The sequence below is a fragment of the Rhodovulum sp. ES.010 genome (assembly GCF_900142935.1).
Taxonomy (GTDB): Bacteria; Pseudomonadota; Alphaproteobacteria; order Rhodobacterales; family Rhodobacteraceae; genus Rhodovulum.
In genome coordinates, this window is sequence record NZ_FSRS01000001.1 from 365,917 (window position 1) to 384,775 (window position 18,859).

An 18,859-nucleotide genomic window follows, 5' to 3' on the forward strand; every position below is an offset into this window, starting at 1 on the left:
CTCACCCCACCGCGTCGGCGAAGGCGCCACGGTAGAGCGACGACAGTTCCGCCAGGGACGCGGCCGCGCCGTCGAAATCGACCATGTCGCCGCCGAACCGCCCGACGCAGAGCAGCGGGACGCCCGCCTTTCCGGCCTCGACCATCAGCGCCTCGGCCGAATCGAAGCTCGCGGCGATGAGGTAGCGCGCCTGGTCCTCACCGAAGAGAAGGGGCGTGTCGGCGAAATCGAGGGTCACGCCGATGCCCGCGGCCTCGGCCATCTCGAAGGCGGCCAGCGCGAGACCGCCGTCGGACAGGTCGGTCGCCGCCGCGATCAGCGCGCGGTTCGCGCGGAGAAACGCCCCATGGGCGCGTTCGGCGTCGAGGTCGACATGGGGCGCGTCGCCGTCCTCGCGGTTGAACACCTTGCGCAGCAGGGCCGATTGGCCGAGATGTCCGTCCGTTTCGCCCAGAACCATCGCGATATGACCGGCCTCCGGCTGGCCGCCGATCAGGTCGTCGAGATGGTCGAGCAGGCCGACCGCCCCGATGGTCGGCGTGGGCAGGATCGGCTGGCCGTCGGTTTCGTTGTAGAGCGAGACGTTGCCCGACACGATGGGCATGTCGAGCGCCCGGCACGCCGCGCCGATGCCTTCGATCGCCCCGACGAGCTGGCCCATGATCTCGGGCTTTTCGGGGTTCCCGAAATTTAGGTTGTCGGTGGCGGCGAGCGGGCGCGCGCCCACCGCGCTGAGGTTGCGGTAGGCCTCGGCCACCGCCTGCTTGCCACCTTCGACGGGGTTGGCCCGGACGTAGCAGGGATTCACGTCGGCGGTGAAGGCCAGCGCCTTGTCGGTGCCGTGCACGCGGATCACGCCCGCGCCTAGGCCGGGTCTGCGGACGGTGTCGGCCATGACCTGGGTATCGTATTGCTCGTAGACCCAGTGTTTAGACCCGTGATCGGGGTGGCCGATCAGCGCCTTGAGCCCATCGATGGGGTCGATGCCGGGCACGTCCTCGATCGGTGCGGCTGCGGGCGTCGCGACCCAGGGGCGGTCGTATGCCGGCGCGTTGCCCGAGAGCGCCTTGAGCGGCAGGTCGGCCCAGGTGCGCCCCTTGTGCTCTATGACGAAGCGGTCCTCGTCGATGGTCTCGCCCACGATGGCGAAGTCGAGATCCCACTTGTCGAAGATCGCCTTGGCTTCGTCCTCCTTCTCGGGCCGCAACACCATCAGCATGCGTTCCTGCGATTCCGAGAGCATCATCTCGTAGGCGGTCATGTTTGCCTCGCGGCAGGGCACGCGGTCGAGGTCGAGCCGGATGCCCAGCCCCCCCTTGTCGCCCATCTCGACCGCCGAGCAGGTCAGCCCCGCGGCCCCCATGTCCTGGATCGAAATCACCGCACCCGAGGCCATGAGTTCCAGGCAGGCCTCCATCAGGCGCTTCTCGGTGAAGGGGTCGCCGACCTGCACCGTGGGGCGTTTCTCCTCGATGCCCTCGTCGAATTCGGCCGAGGCCATCGTGGCGCCGCCCACGCCGTCGCGGCCGGTCTTGGCGCCGAGATAGACGACCGGCATGCCGACGCCGGAGGCCGCCGAGTAGAAAATGCTGTCCGCATCGGCCAGACCGGCGGCGAAGGCGTTGACCAGGCAGTTGCCGTTACAGGCGGGGTGGAAACGGACCTCGCCGCCCACGGTCGGCACGCCGAAGCAGTTGCCGTACCCGCCGATCCCCTCGACCACGCCATGCACCAGTTGCCGCGTCTTGGGATGGCTCACCTCGCCGAAACTCAGCGCGTTCATCGCCGCGACGGGCCGCGCCCCCATCGTGAAGACGTCGCGCAGGATACCGCCCACGCCCGTCGCCGCGCCCTGGTAGGGCTCGATGTAACTTGGGTGGTTGTGGCTCTCCATCTTGAACACCACGGCCTGCCCGTCGCCGATATCGACGACGCCCGCGTTCTCTCCGGGGCCGCAGATGACCTGGGGCCCTTCGGTCGGCAGGGTGCGCAGCCATCTCTTGGACGACTTGTAGGAACAATGCTCGTTCCACATTGCCGAAAAGATGCCGAGTTCGGTGAAGGTCGGACCGCGGTTCAACAGCCTCAGGATCTCGGCATATTCCTCCGGTTTCAGCCCGTGTGCCTCGATCAGCTCGTCGGTGATCGCCGGTTCCTGCATCGATCTTCCCCATTCCGCCAGATGCGCGCTGTTTAGGCCATGGCGCCGGGCAGGGGAAGGGGCGCTCAGCCGTCGATGCGCGCGCCCATCTCGGCCAGGGCGCGCTGATAGACGCTGGCCGCGTTCCACTCGCCAAGCACCTCGTAGTTTCGGGTGCCGGGCTGGTAGGGCTGTCCGGGCCGCCAGCCCTTCTGGCGCAGGTAGTTCGCCGTCGAGGCCAGCGCGTCCACCACGTTGCCCAGGTCGACCCGCCCGTCGCCGTTGCCGTCACGGCCATATTTCAGGGCGTTGCCCGGCAGGAACTGGGTATGGCCAAGCTCGCCATGCATCGCGCCGATGCTGCCCGGCGACATCATGCCCCGGTCGATCATCTTCAGCGCCCCGATCAGGTGCGGGGTGAAGAAATCCGGCCGCCGGCAGTCATAGGCAAGCGTGGCCGTGGCGTTCAGGACGTTGGCGTCGCCCATGAAGCCGCCGAAGCCGGTTTCCATGCCGTGAATCGCGATCAGGACGCCTGCGGGCACGCCATAGGCCCGTTCGAGCGCGGCGTAGAAGGCGGGGTTCTGCGCCTTGCGCTGGCGTCCCTGCTGCACGATCACGTCGCAGCCGCGCTTCTGGCAAAACTGGGCGTAACTCAGCTTGAAGCTGCGCTGGTTGCGGTCGGCATTGATGGTGCGCTGCGCGTATTGTGTGGCGGCCAGCGCCGCGAGGCCGCGCTGGCCCACGCCGGCGCGGCGGGCTTCGTCCGCGAAGGTCTGCTTCCAGGCCGCAAATCCGGCGGAAGAGGTCCCGCAGGGCGCGGCGAGAGCCGCCGGCGGGAGGCAGGCCGCGGCGAGAAACGCGAGAAACGGAAGAAAAAACGCACGCGAACGCATCGGCTCCCCCAACGAATGCGCCTGAATCATAGCGCGCGCGGCGCCGTAGCCCAATGGCGCGCTAGGCATTTCCGTGGACCGACGGCGCGGAGGCCACAGGGTCGCCGGGGCCAGGGGCTATTCCGCCGCCGCCCGAAGGCCCGCGCCGCCCGAGCGGATTGTCGCCAGCAGTTCTGCGCGCCGGGCTTCGGCCTCGTCCTCCGCGGTCCGCTTCACCGGGCCGAAGCCCCGGACCTTCAGCGGCAGCTCGGCCAAGGCCACGGCAGCGTCGCGCGTTTCGGGGCGCACCGTGTCCAGCACCTCGCGCGTGTCCGCCTCATACCGTCGGATCGCCGCGCGCTCGCGCCGCCGCTCGGCCTGCCAGCCGAACGGGTCGACCGGCGTGCCCCGCAGGCGCCGCATCGCCGCGAGCGCCTTGAATGCATGGCCCATCCACGGCCCGAAGCGGCGCTTTCTGGGCCGCCCGTCCGGACCCTTGCCGCCAAGGAAGGGCGGCGCCAGCAGGTAGGTGACCTCGAAATCCCCCGAGAACTCGGCCCGCGCCTTTTCGGCGGTTGCCAGGTGAAGCCTTGCGACTTCGTATTCGTCCTTATAGGCCAGCAGCTTGTGGTAACCTTTCGCGATGGCTTCGCGAAGCCGCGGGTCCTCGGCACGGTCCACCAGCTTGCGGTAGCGGCGGGCCAGCCGGGCAGACTGGTAATCGCGCAGCTGCGCCTCGCGGAAGGCGATCTTCTCGGCCAGCGTCTTCGGCTTCTCCACGGTTTCGCAAGCGATGACCCGTGCCGCGGCCTCGGGGCTCTCGGCCGCCCAGCGCCCGATCTCGAAGGCGCGTTTGTTGCCCGCGACCGCCGCGCCGTTCAACTCTATCGCGCGGGTGATCGCATCGAGCGACAGCGGCAGGAGCCCGCGCTGCCAGGCCGCGCCGGCGACGATCATGTTGGCGAAGATCGTGTCGCCCATGAGACGGCGCGACAGTTCCGTCGTATCGAGGAACTGAACGCGGTCCTTCAGACGGCGTTCGAGGCTCAACCTCAGCCGGTCCGACGGCACCCGGAACTCCGGGTCGCGGGTGAAGGCGCCGGTGACGATGTCGTGGGAATTGACCACGGCCCCCGTGCGCCCGCTGGTCATCAGCCCGATGGTATTGGCCCCGGCCGTGACCACGAGATCGCCGCCGATCACCGCGTCGGCCTCGCCGGTGGCCACCCGAATCGCGCCGATATCCGCCGGTGTCCCGGCGATCCGGCAATGGATGTGCACTGCGCCGCCCTTCTGGGCAAGGCCGGCCATCTCCATCATCCCCGCCCCCTTGCCGTCGACATGGGCGGCCATCGCGAGGACTGCGCCGATGGTCACCGCCCCGGTGCCGCCGACACCGGTGATGACCACGTTGAACGTGCCGTCGATGGGCGGCAATTCCGGCACGGGCAGATCGCCGATCTCGATCTCCACCGACGCTTCCTTGCGCACCGCCGCGCCCTTCAGCGTGACGAAGGACGGGCAGAACCCCTTGAGGCAGGAGAAATCCTTGTTGCAGGCGGACTGGTCGATGGCCCGCTTGCGGTCAAGCTCCGTTTCCACCGGCACGATGGCCACGCAGTTCGACTGCACCCCGCAATCGCCGCAGCCCTCGCAGACATCGGTATTGATGAAGACGCGCGTGTCGGGGTCGGGGAAGGCGCCCTTTTTGCGGCGGCGGCGTTTCTCGGCGGCGCAGGTCTGGACGTAGACGATGGCGGTCACGCCCTCCAGTTTCTGCAACTCGTCCTGCACCTGCATCAGCTCCGCGCGCGGGCGGCAGGCGACGCCTTTCGGGAAACTGCGCGGGTCGAGATCTTCCTTCTCGTCATAGACCACGTCCACGCGCCGGACCCCGGCGGCCAGCAGTTCGGCGACGATTTGCTCGGGGCCGAGCCCGCCATCGTTGCCCTGGCCGCCGGTCATCGCCACGGCGTCATTGTAGAGGATCTTGTAGGTGATGTTGGTGCCGGCCGCGATGGCAGCATGGATCGCGAGCCGGCCCGAATGGTTGTAGGTGCCGTCGCCGAGGTTCTGGAAAACGTGCGGCCGGGTCGAGAACGGCGCTTCGCCGATCCAGTTCGCGCCCTCGGCCCCCATATGGGTGTAGCCGCTGGTTTCGCGGTCCATCCACAGCGCCATGATGTGGCAGCCGATCCCTGCATAGGCGCGGCTGCCTTCGGGCAACTTGGTTGAGGTGTTATGCGGGCAGCCTGCGCAGAAATAGGGCAGGCGCGCGGCCAGGTCCTCGGCATTGTCGGCCCGGCGCGCCTCGCGGATGCGCGATAGCGCGGCCTCCAGCGCCTCCGAGCCGCGCTCCTCTTCGATGAGGATCTCGCCCAGCCTCTCGGCGATCATGATGGGGTCGAGCGCGTAGCGAGTGGGGAAGAGTTCCTCATCCCGGTCGTTCTTCCAGCCGTAAATGCGACGGCCGCGCCGGTCGTGGAAGATCGCCTCCTTGGCCTGCACCTCGATCAGCTTGCGCTTCTCCTCCACGCAGACGATCAGGTCGAGACCCTCCGCGAAGTCCGCGAATCCCTTCATGTCGAGCGGGAAGGTCTGGCCCACCTTGTAGCAGGTGAGGCCCAGGCGCTCGGCCTCGGCCGCGTCGATGCCGAGCAGCCCCAGCGCGCTGACGAGGTCGAGCCAGTTCTTGCCGGCCGCCACCAGCCCGATCTTGGCGCCGGGTTTCCCCCAGAGCCGCTTGTCGATCCTGTTCGCGTGGGCAAAGGCTTCGGCGGCGAACCTCTTGTAATCGATCATGCGCGCCTCCTGCGGCACCCAGTGATCGTTCAGCCGGATGTTCAGCCCACCCTCGGGCATCTGGAACTCGGGTGTGACGAAGGACATGCGGTCGGGCCGGCCATCGACCACGGAGGTGACCTCGACGGTGTCCTTCATCAGCTTGAGCCCGGCCCAGACGCCCGCATAACGCGAGAGTTGATAGCCGTAGAGCCCGTAATCGAGAATTTCCTGTACGCCCGCGGGCGATAGCACCGGCATGTAGGCATCGACCATCGCCCAGTCCGACTGGTGGCAGGTGGTGGAAGATTCGCCGGTATGGTCGTCGCCCATTGCCATCAGCACGCCGCCGTTGGGCGAGGTGCCCGCCATGTTGGCGTGGCGCATCACGTCGCCCGAGCGATCGACCCCCGGCCCCTTGCCGTACCAGAGGCCGAACACGCCGTCATACTTGCCTTCGCCGCGTAGTTCGGCCTGTTGGGTGCCCCAGAGCGCCGTCGCCGCGAGGTCCTCATTGAGCCCCGGCTGGAAGACGACGTTCGCGGCCTCGAGATCGGCCTTCGCGCGGGCCAGCTGCATGTCGACCGCGCCGAGCGGCGAGCCGCGATAGCCGGTGACGTAGCCGGCGGTGTTCAGCCCCGCGGAACGGTCGCGCGCCTTTTGCATCAGCATCAGGCGCACCAGCGCCTGGGTGCCATTGAGCAGCACCGGAGATTTGGAAAGATCGTAGCGATCGTGCAGGCTTATGTCCTGTCGGGTCATGGTCGCCCCTCCCGTGGCGTGGCGTTACTGCTATGTTAGGTCAAAAGTCATGACCTACAAAATCAATTCCTTGCCACATCTCCATTTGCAATCGGAGAAATGAGACCTGTAGGAAACTTGCGCGTAGGTGATAGCAGCTTTGCAGGACTTGCAGGATGGATTGGGACAAGCTCAGGATCTTTCATGCCGTGGCGGATGCCGGGAGCCTGACCCATGCCGGCGAAACCTTGCACCTGTCGCAATCCGCCGTTTCGCGCCAGATTCGCGCCCTTGAAGAGGCGTTGGGCTCGACGCTTTTCCACCGCCACGCGCGCGGGCTGATTCTCACCGAGCAGGGCGAACTTCTGTTCGATGCCTCCAGCGCCATGAGCAAGCGGCTGGAGGCGGCGGTGGCGCGCATCCGCGACAGCGTGGAAGAGGTCTTCGGCGAGTTGCGGGTGACCACGACCACCGGCTTCGGCTCGCTATGGCTGGCCAAGCGCCTGCCCATGCTCTACGAGCGCTACCCCGAGCTCAAGATCGACCTGATGCTCGAGGAGAACGTGCTCGACCTGCCGATGCGCGAGGCCGATGTCGCGATCCGCATGAAGGAACCCAGCCAAGCGGATCTGATCCGGCTGCGCCTGATGAGCGTCAGGATGCGGCTTTACGCAACGCAGCCCTACCTGGACGCGCATGGCACGCCCGCCACGATGGACGATCTCGGCACGCATCGCCTGATCTGCCAGAACACAAGTTCGACCCAGGTCAGCGCAGGCGCGCGCCTAGTCCGCGAACTGATGACCCACGATATCCGGTCGACGCTGACCGTGAACAACTATTTCGGCGTGCTGCAGGCGGTGCTGAACGGGCTGGGGATCGGGGTGCTGCCGGACTACGTGACCGAGGATCATCCCCAGCTTGTGCGCGTCCTCGACACCGTCGAGTCGAATGAGGTGCCTGTCTTCCTAGCCTACCCGGAAGAACTGCGTGCCTCGCGCCGGATCGCGGCGTTCCGTGAGTTCATCACAGAGCAGATCACGCAGAAGCGGCAGCGCGAGAAGGACACGTCAAGATTGTGAGATATCTGTCACACGCATGACGGACATGCCGATTCGCTACTATTTTTGTGTTGAACCTGAGGCTGAGCGTCCATAATTGCTTGGGCGAAGGCGGAACTAGCTTTCGTCTTTACCTCCCTGTTGGACTTGGGCCGAGCTTTTGCTCGGCCTTTTTTTTCAGCACGCCGGTTGCTGGCATTTTGGGCGCTTTGGTGGGGCGGTTGCCCGGGTTCTATGCGGCGCGCGGGCGCTTGCTGCGGTCTTGGCCACGGATTAGCGAGCGCGAATTGCTTCCGTGGCGCCGTGGTGCTGCGTGCGCAACCCTCTTTGACGGCGCGGCGTTTTGGTGTACGCCCGCCGGATACCGGGGGAACGGGCGAGACGACGGACGGGAACGGGCATGCGGGGCCATGTCGCGCGTGACATCAGCTACGCGAGTTCCGCGCAGACGCGGGGCGGACGCGCATTCATCCGGATGCTCGAGAACGCCACGGGGCGGATCGGGCTGATCCGCCGGGCCAGGGGCTACGAGCTGGAGGTCGAACGGGGGCGCGACTTCTGGGAGGTGATGGTCGACCGCTATGGTCTCAGCCTCGACATCGTGGCGGGCAGCATAGGCAACATCCCCGCCAGTGGTCCGCTGATCCTGATCGCGAACCACCCCTACGGCATCCTCGACGGGCTTGTGATGGGGCATATCCTCAGCCGCGTTCGGGGCGATTTCCGCATCCTCGCGAATTCCGTCTTCCGCAAGGCCGAGGCGTTGAACCGGATCATCCTGCCGATCGACTTCGGCGAGTCGCGGGGTGCCATCCAAGAGAACATCCGCACTCGCAAGGCGGCACTCACCTACCTTGCCGAGGGCGGTGCCATCGGCGTGTTTCCGGGGGGCACGGTCTCGACTTCGGCGCGTCCGTTTTCCTGCCCGATGGACCCGGGGTGGCGCAGCTTCACCGCGCGAATGGTGGCAAAGTCGGGCGCAACCGTCGTGCCGATCTTCTTCGACGGGCACAATTCGCGGCTGTTCCAGCTTGCCAGCCACCTGCATGAGACATTGCGCCTTGCGCTTCTGATCAAGGAATTCCGCACGCGTGTCGACGAGCCGGTCCGCGTGGTGATCGGCGAGCCAATCGACAGGGCGCGGCTGAATGCCCTTGGGGGGGATACCAAGGCGATGATGGATTTCCTGCGCAACTCCACATATGAATTATCGCCGAGTCCTCTCAAGTCGTTGGATTACGGCTACGAGTTCGACCAGAAGCGCAGGGCGTGAGGGAATGGCGGTTGGAATTTTCGACTCGGGGCTGGGCGGGCTGACCGTGCTGGAGGCCGTCACCCGACGGCTGCCGCAGGTGCCTTTCGTCTATTTCGGCGACAATGCCCACGCGCCCTACGGCGTGCGCGATGCCGAGAACGTGTACGGCCTGACAACGGCGGGTGTGAGCCGGCTGTTCGGTGCCGGGTGCGATCTGGTCATCCTGGCCTGCAATACCGCGTCGGCGGCGGCGCTGCGGCGCATGCAGGAGAACTGGGTTCCCTCGGACAAGCGGGTGCTGGGCGTCTTCGTGCCGCTGATCGAGGCGCTGACCGAGCGGCAGTGGGGCGACAACAGCCCCCCGCGCGAGGTCGCGGTGAAGCATGTCGCGTTGTTCGCCACGCCGGCAACCGTGGCGAGTCGCGCGTTTCAGCGCGAACTGGCGTTCCGGGCCATCGGGGTGGATGTCGAGGCCCAACCCTGTGGCGGCCTCGTCGATGCCATTGAGGAGGGCGACGAGATCCTGGCCGAAGCGCTGGTGCGCAGCCATGTCGAGGCGCTGAAGCGGCGGATGCCCCACCCGGAAGCCGCGATCCTCGGCTGCACGCACTACCCGCTGATGGAAGCCGCCTTCCAGGAGGCGCTGGGGCCGGATGTGGCCGTCTACTCCCAGGCCAACCTCGTCGCCGAGAGCCTTGCCGATTACCTCGGCCGCCACCCCGACATGCTGGGGCCCGGCGATGAGGGGATGTTCCTGACCACCGGCAACCCGGCTGCGGTGTCGAACAAGGCGACGCAGTTCCTGCGTCGACGCATCAAGTTCCGCGCTGCCTGAGCCATGCGCATGCCGGGATGCGGACCTGATCCCGGTGCGGGTTTATAAGAGTTCCAAGAATGTCTACACGCAAGGCAAGCTTACGCTTGTAGACAAGCTTACGCTTGTAGACAAGCTTACGCATGTAGAACTGGTCTTGTGTGAGGACATGACATGAATTCTTTGGTGTCTCTGGTATCGGTGGCGCTTCTTTCGTTCGGCTCCGCCGCAGCAGCTGCGACCTTGCACGAGACGAGCGAGTATTCGTCGGTGGCGACCGATCCGACCTTGGTCGATAGCGGCTTCGATGCGGTTTCGGGTACGTTGACCGGCCGGGACTGGGACTACCTCGCCCTCGGATTGCCGGGTACGGAATCGTCGATCGCCCTGAGCTTTGCTCTTGCGGATACCAGCATTCGTAACGGGGCGGGTTTCCAACTCTATTACAGCTACGCGCCGTTCATCCGTGGCAACAACAGCTTCAGCCCGCCCTATAACCGGTGGGCGACACGAACGGTGACGCCGTCGAGCGTCAGTCTCGAAAACTGGGTCGAGGGCGGGAACACCTCGGCCGATTTCATCATAGATACCGACCCGGCGCTTGGGTCCACGCTCTTTCTGGCGATCAAAGGCACCTACAGCACGGCACCCAGCGGCATTGGCTACACGGTCGACTTGCCGCAATCCTCGTTGCCCTCCGTGCCGCTGCCCGCCGGCGGACTGCTGCTGGCTTCGGCGCTGGCCGCGGTTACATTTCTGCGCCGTCGCGGGGACGAATAGCTGCGGCAACGCAGCGGGCCCTTGCGTCCGGCGCGCCGAGGCCCGAAAAGGTGCCTTGGACCCGCGGGTCCGCATTTTTCGTTGCAGCGGGGGCTGCCATGCCGCACAGCGTCGCCATCCTCGGCGCCTCGGGCTATACCGGGGCCGAACTTGTCAGGCTGATCTCGACCCATCCTAGCCTGCGCATCGCCGCCCTGTCGGGCGAGCGCAAGGCCGGGCTGCCCATGGCCGCCGTCTTTCCGCATTTGCGCCACCTTGACCTTCCCGACCTCGTGAAGATCGAGGAGCTCGACTTCTCGGGCGTCGATCTGGCGTTCTGCGCACTGCCCCATGCCACCAGCCAGGCGGTCATCCGCGAGTTGCCGCGCGATTTGAAGATCGTGGACCTGTCCGCCGATTTTCGCCTGCGTAACCCGGCGGAGTACGAGAAATGGTATGGCAAGGCCCATGCCGCGCCGGAGGTGCAGGCGGAGGCCGTCTATGGTCTGACCGAGTTCTACCGCGACGAAATTCGGGGCGCGCGGCTCGTGGCCGGCACGGGGTGCAACGCCGCGACGGGGCAATACGCGATCCGGCCTCTGATCGAGGCCGGCGTGATCGACCTCGACGACATCGTCATCGACCTCAAGGCGGGGGTTTCCGGCGCGGGCAGGGCGCTCAGGGAAAACCTGCTCCATGCGGAGTTGTCCGAGGGCTTCCATGCCTATGCCGCGGGCAGCATCCACCGGCACCTGGGCGAGTTCGACCAGGAATTCTCGAAGGTCGCGGGCCGCCGCGTCGAGGTACAGTTCACGCCCCACCTGATTCCGGCCAATCGCGGCATCCTGGCGACCTGCTGGCTGAAAGGTGATCCGCAGGCCATTCATTCCGCCTTGGCAAACGCGTATGAAGATGAGACCTTCATTCAGGTTTTGCCTTTGGGCGAGCATCCCTCCACGCGGCATGTGCGCGGCTCGAACTTCGTGCATATCGGGGTGGTGGGGGACAGGCGGCCGGGCCGGGCGATGGTGATCGCCGCGCTCGACAACCTGACCAAGGGTTCGTCGGGGCAGGCGATGCAGAACGCCAACCTGATGCTGGGGATCGCGGAGGAGACGGGGCTGATGCTGGCGCCGTGCTTCCCCTGACGGAGTGAGACGATGCGCGGACTTAAGAAGAAACGGCGGATACAGGTGATCCTGGTGGCCTTCGTGGCGCTGGTGCTGTCTACCGGGTTGATCGGCTATGCCATGCGGGACGGGATCAACTTCTTCCGCTCGCCCAGCCAGATCGCCGAGACCCCGCCCGAATCGACCGAGGTGTTCCGGATCGGTGGTCTGGTGGAGGAAGGCAGCCTGAAACGCGGGCAGGGGGAGACCATCCGGTTCAATGTCACCGATGGCGGCCATACCGTGCCCGTGACCTACAGGGGCGTGCTGCCGGATTTGTTCTCGGAGAACCAGGGGATGATCGGCACCGGGCGTCTTGTGAACGGCGTGTTCGAGGCGACCGAGATTCTCGCCAAGCACGACGAGAGCTACATGCCCAAGGAGGTCGTCGACGCGCTGAAGGACCAGGGCGTCTACCGTCACGGTGAGGATATTCCCGCAAGCGGCAGCTGACCCGCGACGCCCCGCTAGTTCCCCGACAGGCCCCGGACCCCGATCCGGGGCCTTTTTGCATTTGGGCCGCCACGCTTCGCGGGGTCATCGCGCGACGGGGGTGCAACGCCGCGATCGTGTCGGCCGGCCTGCCGTTTGCCGGGGTTAGGCTTGCGGCACCGTGCGCTGCCCAAGCGCGCCGTTAACCAAGCCGGAACCAGAATGCGCGCCGTGGCCCAAGGGAACAGAGGACACCCATGCGCACGGTCAAGGAACTTGCCGAAGAGATCGTCGCCCGCGAGGGCGGCTATGTGAACGACCCCGACGATCCCGGCGGGCCGACGAAATACGGGGTTACGCTGGCGACGCTGCGGCGCCTGCAGCTGGACGTGACCCAGGATGGCGACGTGAATGTGGCCGATGTCAAGGCGCTGACCCGCGCCGACGCCCTCGAGGTCTTTGTTCTGCACTACTTCCACAAGCCGCATATCGACCTGCTGCCCGAGCAACTGCAGCCCTCGGTCTTCGACATGTATGTCAACGCCGGCAGCAATGCGGTGCGCATCCTGCAGAAGCTCTTCAACGACATGGGCCAGCGGGTTGGCGTCGACGGGACCATCGGCCCCAAGACCGCGCTTGCGGCCGAAATCGCCTCCGCCTGGGCGCCCGACCATATCGCCGACGCCTACGGCATCGCGCGGCGGAACTATTACTATGCGCTCGCCGACCGGCGCCCGGCCAGCCGCAAATACGCCCGCCGCCGCGATGGTGGCAAAGGCGGCTGGATACGCCGCGCCGAGGAATTCATCGCGCCCCGCTACCACCTGAGCGAGGCCGAGCACCGCGCGAGGACCGCGAAATGGCACTGATTCCCCAACTCTTCGCCATGCTCTTCGGAAGCGGGCGCAACGTGGTCACCGAGGCGGCCGAGGTGTTTCGCGTCAACGCCGAAGCCTCCGATCGGCGTGCGGCCGAACTGCAGCAGGCCGCGCTCCAGCAGTTCGCCCAGGAATTCTCCCACCCTCAGCGCAGCGCCTTCGACCGATTCGTGGACGGCATGAACCGGTTGCCGCGCCCGCTCCTGGCACTGGGCACGGTCAGCTTGATGATTGCGGCCATGATCGATCCGGTCTGGTTCTCCGCGCGAATGCAGGGCGTCGCGCTCGTTCCAGAGCCGCTCTGGTGGCTGCTTGGCGCGATCATCAGTTTCTATTTCGGGGCACGCTACCAGGTGAAAGGGCAGGAGTTCCGGCGCTCGATCGCCGAGACGATGGCGCGGACGCCGGCCGTGATGGGCAACCTGCGTGCGCTGAACGAGCTGGATGAGGGGCCCGAGGCCCCTGCGCCGGCGCGCCCTCCGGCGTCGGCCGCCGCTGCGTCGACATCCCGAACCACGTCGGCACTGTTGGCCACCACGCCCGATGGGGCAGGGCAGGCGCAGCCTGCGCGGCCTACCGCGGACGCGGGTCCGACGCCCGCGCCGCCCGAGCCCGGGGCCGCGCCGCGCAATCCCGGCACGGGGCCCAATGCCGCGCTGGATGCCTGGAGGGCCGGACGATGATTTCCGCTCTGGTTGCAGACCTGGCGGCGCTGACGGCGCTCGCCTCTGTCGCGGCTCTCTGGCACCGCGACCGCGAAGAGGGCTTTCCCGCGGAGCCGGTCTGGGCGCTGTTTGCCGTGGCGGCGGTGCTGGCCATCTTCTGAACCGCCGACCGTCCTCACGATAACGTCAGCGCTGCGATCGGGGACGACAAAACCCATTGGCGGAGCGGCGGGAGAAGTCTAATACTTCGTGCATGTTCATCGAGCTTGGCCACTTCGCCCTGACCCTCGCCTTCGCGATCTCGCTCGTGCAGGCGGTCGTTCCCCTGATTGGCGCCCACAAGGGCTGGAGCGGGTGGATGGCGATGGCCGAACCCGCCTCGATCGCGCAGTTCCTGCTGACCGCGTTCAGCTTCGCCGCACTGACCTACGCCTTCGTGACGTCGGATTTCTCGGTCAGCCTCGTGGTCAACAACTCCCACACTCTGAAGCCGATGCTTTACAAGATCTCGGGCGTGTGGGGGAACCACGAGGGCTCCATGCTCTTGTGGGTGCTGATCCTGACGCTGTTCGGGGCGATGGCCGCGTGGTTCGGGGGGGGGCTGCCGCCGTCTTTGCGCGCGCGTGTTCTGGCGGTGCAATCCTCGATCTCGGCGGCGTTCTTTGCCTTCATCCTGTTCACCTCGAATCCGTTCACCCGGATGGCCGAGGCGCCGTTCGACGGGCGCGACCTGAACCCGCTGCTGCAGGACCCAGGCCTCGCCTTTCATCCGCCGTTTCTCTATCTCGGCTATGTTGGGCTCTCGATCTGCTTCTCCTTCGCGGTGGCCGCGCTGATCGAGGGCCGCGTTGATGCCGCCTGGGGCCGCTGGGTGCGGCCGTGGACGCTGGCTGCCTGGGTGTTTCTGACCATCGGCATCGGGCTCGGGTCCTGGTGGGCCTATTACGAGCTTGGATGGGGCGGCTTCTGGTTCTGGGACCCGGTCGAGAACGCGTCCTTCATGCCCTGGCTGATCGCCGCGGCGCTGCTGCATTCGGCGATCGTCGTGGAAAAGCGCGAGGCGCTTAAGAGCTGGACGGTGCTGCTGGCCATCGTCGCTTTCGGCTTCTCGCTGGTGGGCGCGTTCATCACCCGGTCGGGCATCATCACCAGTGTCCACGCCTTCGCCAACGACCCCGAGCGCGGCATGTTCCTCTTGCTGATCCTCGCCGTCTTCATGGGCGCAGCGTTGACGCTGTTCGCGGCGCGGGCGAGCGTGATGGAGGCCAAGGGCGTCTTCGGCCTCGTCAGCCGCGAATCCGCGCTGGTGTTCAACAACGTTCTGCTTGCGGTGTCGGCCTTCGTGGTGTTCATCGGCACGATCTGGCCGCTGGTGGCCGAGATGGCCTTCGACCGCAAGCTGTCGGTGGGCGCGCCGTTCTTCAACATGGCCTTCACGCCCTTCATGGTGGCTCTTGGCGCGCTGCTACCCATCGGGTCGATGCTCCCCTGGAAACGCGCCCGCGTCGGCCGGGTGTTGGTCCGTCTGCTGCCGGCGCTCGCGCTGGCGCTTGCCCTGGGTATCCTCGCCTGGGCGATGCAGACCGGACAAAGCGCTCTCGGCCCGGTCGGCGTGGCGTTGGGCACATGGTTGATCGCGGGCGCCGCCATCGACCTGTGGACCCGCGCGGGCCGCGGGGTCCCAGGCGAGAAGTTCGGCCGCCTGGCACGTCTGCCTCGGGCCGATTGGGGCAAGTCGGTGGCCCATTCCGGCCTTGGCATCACCATGATCGGCGTGGCCGGCGTGATGGCGTGGCAACTGGAGGATATCCGCGTCGCCCAGGTGGGCGAGCGGTTCGAGGTGGGCGGATACGGCATCTCGCTCGACAAAGTCGAGCGGGTGGAAGGCCCCAATTACATGTCGACAATGGCGACGATGGGAGTATGGCGCGGCGAGGATCGTATCGGTACGCTCACGCCCGAGAAACGGATCTATCCGGTGGCAGGCATGCCGACGACCGAGGCGGCGCTCGACAACGGGGTTTTCCGCGACATCTACCTGGTCATCGGCGATCCGCAGGAAACCGGCGGTTGGGCGGTGCGAAGCTATGTCAAGCCCTTCGCGAACTGGATCTGGTCCGGCGCGATCATAATGGGGCTGGGCGGCCTGCTGAGCCTCAGCGATCGGCGGGTGCGCGTTGCCGCGGGCGCCCGCAAGGAGCGCGCGGCGCGGCCCGTGCCCGCGGAGTGACTGCCATGATGAAACGCCTGACCTTGGCCCTCTTTCTGGCCCTGCCCGCGCCAGCCGTTGCGCTGGAGCCGTCCGAGCTGCTGGACGACCCGGAACTGGAGGCCCGGGCGCGGGTCATTTCGGCCGAGGTTCGTTGCCTCGTCTGCCGGAATGAGAGCATCGACGATTCCAACGCCTCGCTCGCCAAGGACCTGCGGCGGGTGGTGCGCGAACGGGTGGTCGCAGGCGACACGAATGACGAGGTGAAAGCCTATCTCGTCGACCGTTACGGCGAGTACGTGTTGCTCAAGCCGATGATGACGGGCACCAACGTCGTTCTCTACGCGGCCGGGCCGGCGATGCTGCTTCTCGGTTTGGGCGTGGGGCTGGTCTACATCCGCAGCCGGCGCGGCCGCGATGCGGCATCGTCCGCCGCGCTCAGCGCCGAGGAAGAGACCCGGCTCAAGGAGATCATGGGCGACTGACGCGCGCCGCGGCGCCGAACCTCGCGTTCCCCTTTCGCCTGCCAGCCCTGCCTGTAATGTGGGGCCGCAGGCGGAACGGGAGGCCCCCATGGTCTACAAGGCAATCGACTATCGGGTTGAGGCGGACGTGGCTGTCGTCACGCTGAATCGCCCGGACGTTATGAACGCGCTCGATACCCAGATGCGCGCGGAAGTTCTCGACGCGGTGCGCCACGCGCCAGACGAGGCCCGTGCGCTGGTGCTGACCGGCGCGGGGCGGGCGTTCTGCTCGGGCCAGGACCTCGGCGACCGGGCCGATGTCGCGAATATCGATATCGAGCGGACGCTGCGCGACGAGTATGAGCCGATGCTGATGGCGATCTTCGAGTGCCCGATCCCCACCGTTGCGGCGGTGAACGGGCCGGCGGCCGGGGCGGGGGCGAACCTTGCGCTTGCGGCCGACGTGGTCATTGCCTCGGAAGCCGCGATGTTCCTTCAGGCTTTCACGCGGATCGGGCTGATCCCCGATGCCGGCGGCACCTACTGGCTGCCGCGCCAGGTGGGATTCGCCCGTGCGATGGGCGCCGCGCTTTTCGCTGAGCCGGTGCCCGCGCGGCAGGCGGCAGAGTGGGGCATGATCTGGGAGGCGGTGCCCGAGGACGGGTTCGAGGCGCATTGGCGCGCGCGGGCGGCGCAACTCGCAAAGGGGCCGACCATAGCCTATGCCCGGCTCAAGCAAGCGATCCGGCACTCCTATGCCAACGATCTGGAGGCGCAGCTTTCGCTCGAGGCGTCCTTGCAGGGCGATTGCGGCGCGACGCGGGATTTCCGGGAAGGCGTCGTCGCTTTCCTCGAGAAGCGCTCGCCCCGGTTCGAGGGGCGATGAAGGCGGCCCGCATCGGAAAGGAAGATTGACAGCCTGTCGTGCGTGCCGAACTATTCGGTGTGCGACAGGGCAATGGCGCGTAACGCCGTTGGGTGACAATCACAGGAGGGGATCACTGATGAGTATCAACAGAATTTCGGTCGCAATGCTGTTGGGGGCGACGCTTCTTGCTGGGTGTGGTGACACCTATGGCGAACGCGCGCTGAGCGGCGCTGCGATCGGCGCGGGCGCGGCTGCCGCGACCGACAATGACATCGCGACGGGCGCGGCGATCGGCGCTGGCGCTGGCGTTCTGACCAGATAAGGTCGACGCAGGCCGCGAACGGCGAAAAGCCGCCCCCTGAAGCGGCTCTCGCGTCGATCAGCGGTCCTCGACGTCGACGTAATCCCGCCGCGTCGGGCCGGCATAAAGCTGGCGCGGGCGTCCGATCTTCATGCCCGGATCGGCGATCATTTCCTTCCACTGGGAAATCCAGCCCACGGTGCGGCTGAGCGCGAAGATCGGGGTGAACATTGCGGTGGGGAAGCCCATCGCGTCGAGGATGATGCCAGAGTAGAAATCGACGTTGGGATAGAGTTTCTTGTCGACGAAATACTCGTCCTCCAGCGCGATCTTCTCCAGTTCCATCGCGACTTTGAGCGTCTCGTTGTTCTCGACGCCGAGCAGGTCCAGCACCTCGTGCGCGGACTGCTTCATCACCTTCGCCCGCGGGTCGAAATTCTTGTAGACCCGGTGGCCGAAGCCCATTAGTCGGAACGGATCGTCCTTGTCCTTGGCGCGCTTGATGTAGTCCGGGATGCGGTCGACCGTGCCGATCTGCTGCAGCATCTCCAGGCAGGCCTGGTTCGCGCCGCCATGGGCCGGCCCCCAGAGGCAGGCGATGCCGGCCGCGATGCAGGCAAACGGGTTCGCGCCCGAGGACGAGGCCAGACGCACCGTCGAGGTGGAGGCGTTTTGTTCGTGGTCCGCATGCAGCGTCAGGATCCGGTCCATCGCACGGGTCAGGATCGGGTCGACCTCATACTCTTCGGCCGGAACCGCGAAACACATGCGCAGGAAGTTCGACGCGTAGTCGAGGTCGTTGCGCGGATACACGAAGGGCTGGCCGATCGTGTACTTGTAGGCCATGGCCGCGATCGTCGGCATCTTCGCGATCAGCCGGATAGAGGCGACCTCGCGCTGCCAGGGATCGTTGATATCGGTCGAGTCGTGGTAGAAGGCCGACATCGCGCCCACCACGCCCACCATGACCGCCATCGGGTGGGCGTCGCGGCGGAACCCGGTGAAGAAACGGTGCATCTGCTCGTGCACCATGGTGTGGCGCGTCACCCGGTTCTCGAAATCCTCCAGCTGCGCGGCGGTCGGCAACTCGCCATAGAGCAGGAGATAGCAGACCTCGAGGAAATGCGATTTCTCGGCGAGTTGGTCGATCGGGTAGCCCCGATGCAGAAGCTCGCCCTTGTCGCCATCGATGAAGGTGATCGAGCTTTCGCAGGAGGAGGTCGAGGTGAAGCCCGGATCGTGGGTGAACACGCCCATCTGGGCGTATAGCTTGCGGATATCGACCACGTCCGGCCCCGCAGTGGGGCTGAGGACCGGCAATTCCACCGATGCGTCGCCCAGCTTCAGCGTTGCGGTTTTCGTGCTGTCAGGCATGGATGTCCCTCTTCGTGCGAGAGACCGGGCCGCGTTCCCCTGCGGCACGGTCGTTGGCGTGCGGGGGCGTGCG

General features: G+C 66.4%; 17 protein-coding genes. 13 read left to right on the top strand and 4 right to left on the bottom strand.

Annotated elements, in window-relative coordinates:
* Position 1 precedes the first annotated feature (1 nt).
* The 3 genes from purL to BUR28_RS01865 all read right to left on the bottom strand — a co-directional run bounded on the left by purL (position 2) and on the right by BUR28_RS01865 (position 6,558).
* Positions 2 to 2,161: a phosphoribosylformylglycinamidine synthase subunit PurL gene (purL, locus tag BUR28_RS01855; RefSeq protein WP_074218569.1), complete on the bottom strand. Its 2,160-nt coding sequence runs from the start codon at positions 2,159 to 2,161 to the stop codon at positions 2 to 4.
* Positions 2,162 to 2,226: 65 nt separating this feature from the next.
* A complete protein-coding gene (locus BUR28_RS01860; protein ID WP_074221473.1) occupies positions 2,227 to 3,036 on the bottom strand; it encodes a lytic murein transglycosylase in 810 nt (269 codons plus the stop codon).
* 117 nt (positions 3,037 to 3,153) lie between these two features.
* Positions 3,154 to 6,558, bottom strand: a complete 3,405-nt coding sequence (locus BUR28_RS01865) for an indolepyruvate ferredoxin oxidoreductase family protein (protein ID WP_074218570.1) — start codon at positions 6,556 to 6,558, stop codon at positions 3,154 to 3,156.
* Between the two features lie 155 nt (positions 6,559 to 6,713).
* On the opposite strand from BUR28_RS01865, the gene BUR28_RS01870 reads away from it, so the two are divergent.
* The 13 genes from BUR28_RS01870 (at position 6,714) to BUR28_RS01925 (ending at position 17,433) form a co-directional block, all read left to right on the top strand.
* Complete coding sequence (locus tag BUR28_RS01870; RefSeq protein WP_074218571.1) at positions 6,714 to 7,619, top strand: LysR family transcriptional regulator; 906 nt, start codon at positions 6,714 to 6,716, stop codon at positions 7,617 to 7,619.
* A gap of 379 nt (positions 7,620 to 7,998) precedes the next feature.
* On the top strand, positions 7,999 to 8,871 hold the full coding sequence (locus BUR28_RS01875; protein ID WP_074218572.1) for a lysophospholipid acyltransferase family protein: 873 nt from the start codon (positions 7,999 to 8,001) through the stop codon (positions 8,869 to 8,871).
* A 4-nt stretch (positions 8,872 to 8,875) separates the two neighbouring features.
* Positions 8,876 to 9,688, top strand: coding sequence for a glutamate racemase (locus BUR28_RS01880; RefSeq protein WP_074218573.1), 813 nt, complete (start codon positions 8,876 to 8,878; stop codon positions 9,686 to 9,688).
* A 153-nt stretch (positions 9,689 to 9,841) separates the two neighbouring features.
* Complete coding sequence (locus tag BUR28_RS01885; RefSeq protein ID WP_074218574.1) at positions 9,842 to 10,447, top strand: hypothetical protein; 606 nt, start codon at positions 9,842 to 9,844, stop codon at positions 10,445 to 10,447.
* Positions 10,448 to 10,545: 98 nt separating this feature from the next.
* Positions 10,546 to 11,574 carry an N-acetyl-gamma-glutamyl-phosphate reductase gene (gene argC / locus BUR28_RS01890; protein WP_074218575.1) on the top strand — a complete coding sequence of 343 codons (1,029 nt, stop codon included), beginning with the start codon at positions 10,546 to 10,548 and terminating at the stop codon, positions 11,572 to 11,574.
* 12 nt (positions 11,575 to 11,586) lie between these two features.
* The gene (gene ccmE / locus BUR28_RS01895; protein ID WP_074218576.1) at positions 11,587 to 12,048 is read left to right on the top strand and encodes a cytochrome c maturation protein CcmE; all 462 of its coding nucleotides are present in this window, start codon (positions 11,587 to 11,589) and stop codon (positions 12,046 to 12,048) included.
* Positions 12,049 to 12,284: 236 nt separating this feature from the next.
* A complete protein-coding gene (locus BUR28_RS01900; RefSeq protein WP_074218577.1) occupies positions 12,285 to 12,896 on the top strand; it encodes a holin-associated N-acetylmuramidase in 612 nt (203 codons plus the stop codon).
* Positions 12,887 to 13,588, top strand: coding sequence for a holin family protein (locus tag BUR28_RS20765; RefSeq protein ID WP_074218578.1), 702 nt, complete (start codon positions 12,887 to 12,889; stop codon positions 13,586 to 13,588). Before BUR28_RS01900 ends, BUR28_RS20765 begins: the two co-directional genes overlap by 10 nt.
* Positions 13,585 to 13,731: a hypothetical protein gene (locus BUR28_RS19795; RefSeq protein WP_175566873.1), complete on the top strand. Its 147-nt coding sequence runs from the start codon at positions 13,585 to 13,587 to the stop codon at positions 13,729 to 13,731. The genes BUR28_RS20765 and BUR28_RS19795 overlap by 4 nt, the downstream gene beginning before the upstream one ends.
* 92 nt (positions 13,732 to 13,823) lie before the next feature.
* Complete coding sequence (locus BUR28_RS01910; RefSeq protein ID WP_074218579.1) at positions 13,824 to 15,800, top strand: heme lyase CcmF/NrfE family subunit; 1,977 nt, start codon at positions 13,824 to 13,826, stop codon at positions 15,798 to 15,800.
* Between the two features lie 5 nt (positions 15,801 to 15,805).
* Entirely contained in the window at positions 15,806 to 16,264 is a 459-nt protein-coding gene (locus tag BUR28_RS01915; RefSeq protein WP_371441580.1) for a cytochrome c-type biogenesis protein, read from the top strand.
* Between the two features lie 88 nt (positions 16,265 to 16,352).
* Positions 16,353 to 17,129 carry an enoyl-CoA hydratase-related protein gene (locus tag BUR28_RS01920; protein ID WP_074218580.1) on the top strand — a complete coding sequence of 259 codons (777 nt, stop codon included), beginning with the start codon at positions 16,353 to 16,355 and terminating at the stop codon, positions 17,127 to 17,129.
* Positions 17,130 to 17,247: 118 nt separating this feature from the next.
* Entirely contained in the window at positions 17,248 to 17,433 is a 186-nt protein-coding gene (locus BUR28_RS01925) for a hypothetical protein (RefSeq protein ID WP_074218581.1), read from the top strand.
* Positions 17,434 to 17,490: 57 nt separating this feature from the next.
* On the opposite strand, the gene gltA is transcribed toward BUR28_RS01925, so the two are convergent.
* Positions 17,491 to 18,786 carry a citrate synthase gene (gene gltA, locus BUR28_RS01930; RefSeq protein ID WP_074218582.1) on the bottom strand — a complete coding sequence of 432 codons (1,296 nt, stop codon included), beginning with the start codon at positions 18,784 to 18,786 and terminating at the stop codon, positions 17,491 to 17,493.
* Positions 18,787 to 18,859 lie beyond the last annotated feature (73 nt).

Bases quoted from the DNA above. Each gene is read 5' to 3' on its own strand.
- BUR28_RS01875 (WP_074218572.1), top strand. From the start codon at position 7,999: ATGCGGGGCCATGTCGCGCGTGACATCAGCTACGCGAGTTCCGCGCAG.
- BUR28_RS01900 (WP_074218577.1), top strand. From the start codon at position 12,285: ATGCGCACGGTCAAGGAACTTGCCGAAGAGATCGTCGCCCGCGAGGGC.
- BUR28_RS01880 (WP_074218573.1), top strand. From the start codon at position 8,876: ATGGCGGTTGGAATTTTCGACTCGGGGCTGGGCGGGCTGACCGTGCTG.
- BUR28_RS01860 (WP_074221473.1), bottom strand. From the start codon at position 3,036: ATGCGTTCGCGTGCGTTTTTTCTTCCGTTTCTCGCGTTTCTCGCCGCG.
- ccmE (WP_074218576.1), top strand. From the start codon at position 11,587: ATGCGCGGACTTAAGAAGAAACGGCGGATACAGGTGATCCTGGTGGCC.
- argC (WP_074218575.1), top strand. From the start codon at position 10,546: ATGCCGCACAGCGTCGCCATCCTCGGCGCCTCGGGCTATACCGGGGCC.
- BUR28_RS01915 (WP_371441580.1), top strand. From the start codon at position 15,806: ATGATGAAACGCCTGACCTTGGCCCTCTTTCTGGCCCTGCCCGCGCCA.
- BUR28_RS19795 (WP_175566873.1), top strand. From the start codon at position 13,585: ATGATTTCCGCTCTGGTTGCAGACCTGGCGGCGCTGACGGCGCTCGCC.
- BUR28_RS01885 (WP_074218574.1), top strand. From the start codon at position 9,842: ATGAATTCTTTGGTGTCTCTGGTATCGGTGGCGCTTCTTTCGTTCGGC.
- purL (WP_074218569.1), bottom strand. From the start codon at position 2,161: ATGCAGGAACCGGCGATCACCGACGAGCTGATCGAGGCACACGGGCTG.
- gltA (WP_074218582.1), bottom strand. From the start codon at position 18,786: ATGCCTGACAGCACGAAAACCGCAACGCTGAAGCTGGGCGACGCATCG.
- BUR28_RS01925 (WP_074218581.1), top strand. From the start codon at position 17,248: ATGAGTATCAACAGAATTTCGGTCGCAATGCTGTTGGGGGCGACGCTT.
- BUR28_RS01920 (WP_074218580.1), top strand. From the start codon at position 16,353: ATGGTCTACAAGGCAATCGACTATCGGGTTGAGGCGGACGTGGCTGTC.
- BUR28_RS01910 (WP_074218579.1), top strand. From the start codon at position 13,824: ATGTTCATCGAGCTTGGCCACTTCGCCCTGACCCTCGCCTTCGCGATC.
- BUR28_RS01865 (WP_074218570.1), bottom strand. From the start codon at position 6,558: ATGACCCGACAGGACATAAGCCTGCACGATCGCTACGATCTTTCCAAA.
- BUR28_RS01870 (WP_074218571.1), top strand. From the start codon at position 6,714: ATGGATTGGGACAAGCTCAGGATCTTTCATGCCGTGGCGGATGCCGGG.
- BUR28_RS20765 (WP_074218578.1), top strand. From the start codon at position 12,887: ATGGCACTGATTCCCCAACTCTTCGCCATGCTCTTCGGAAGCGGGCGC.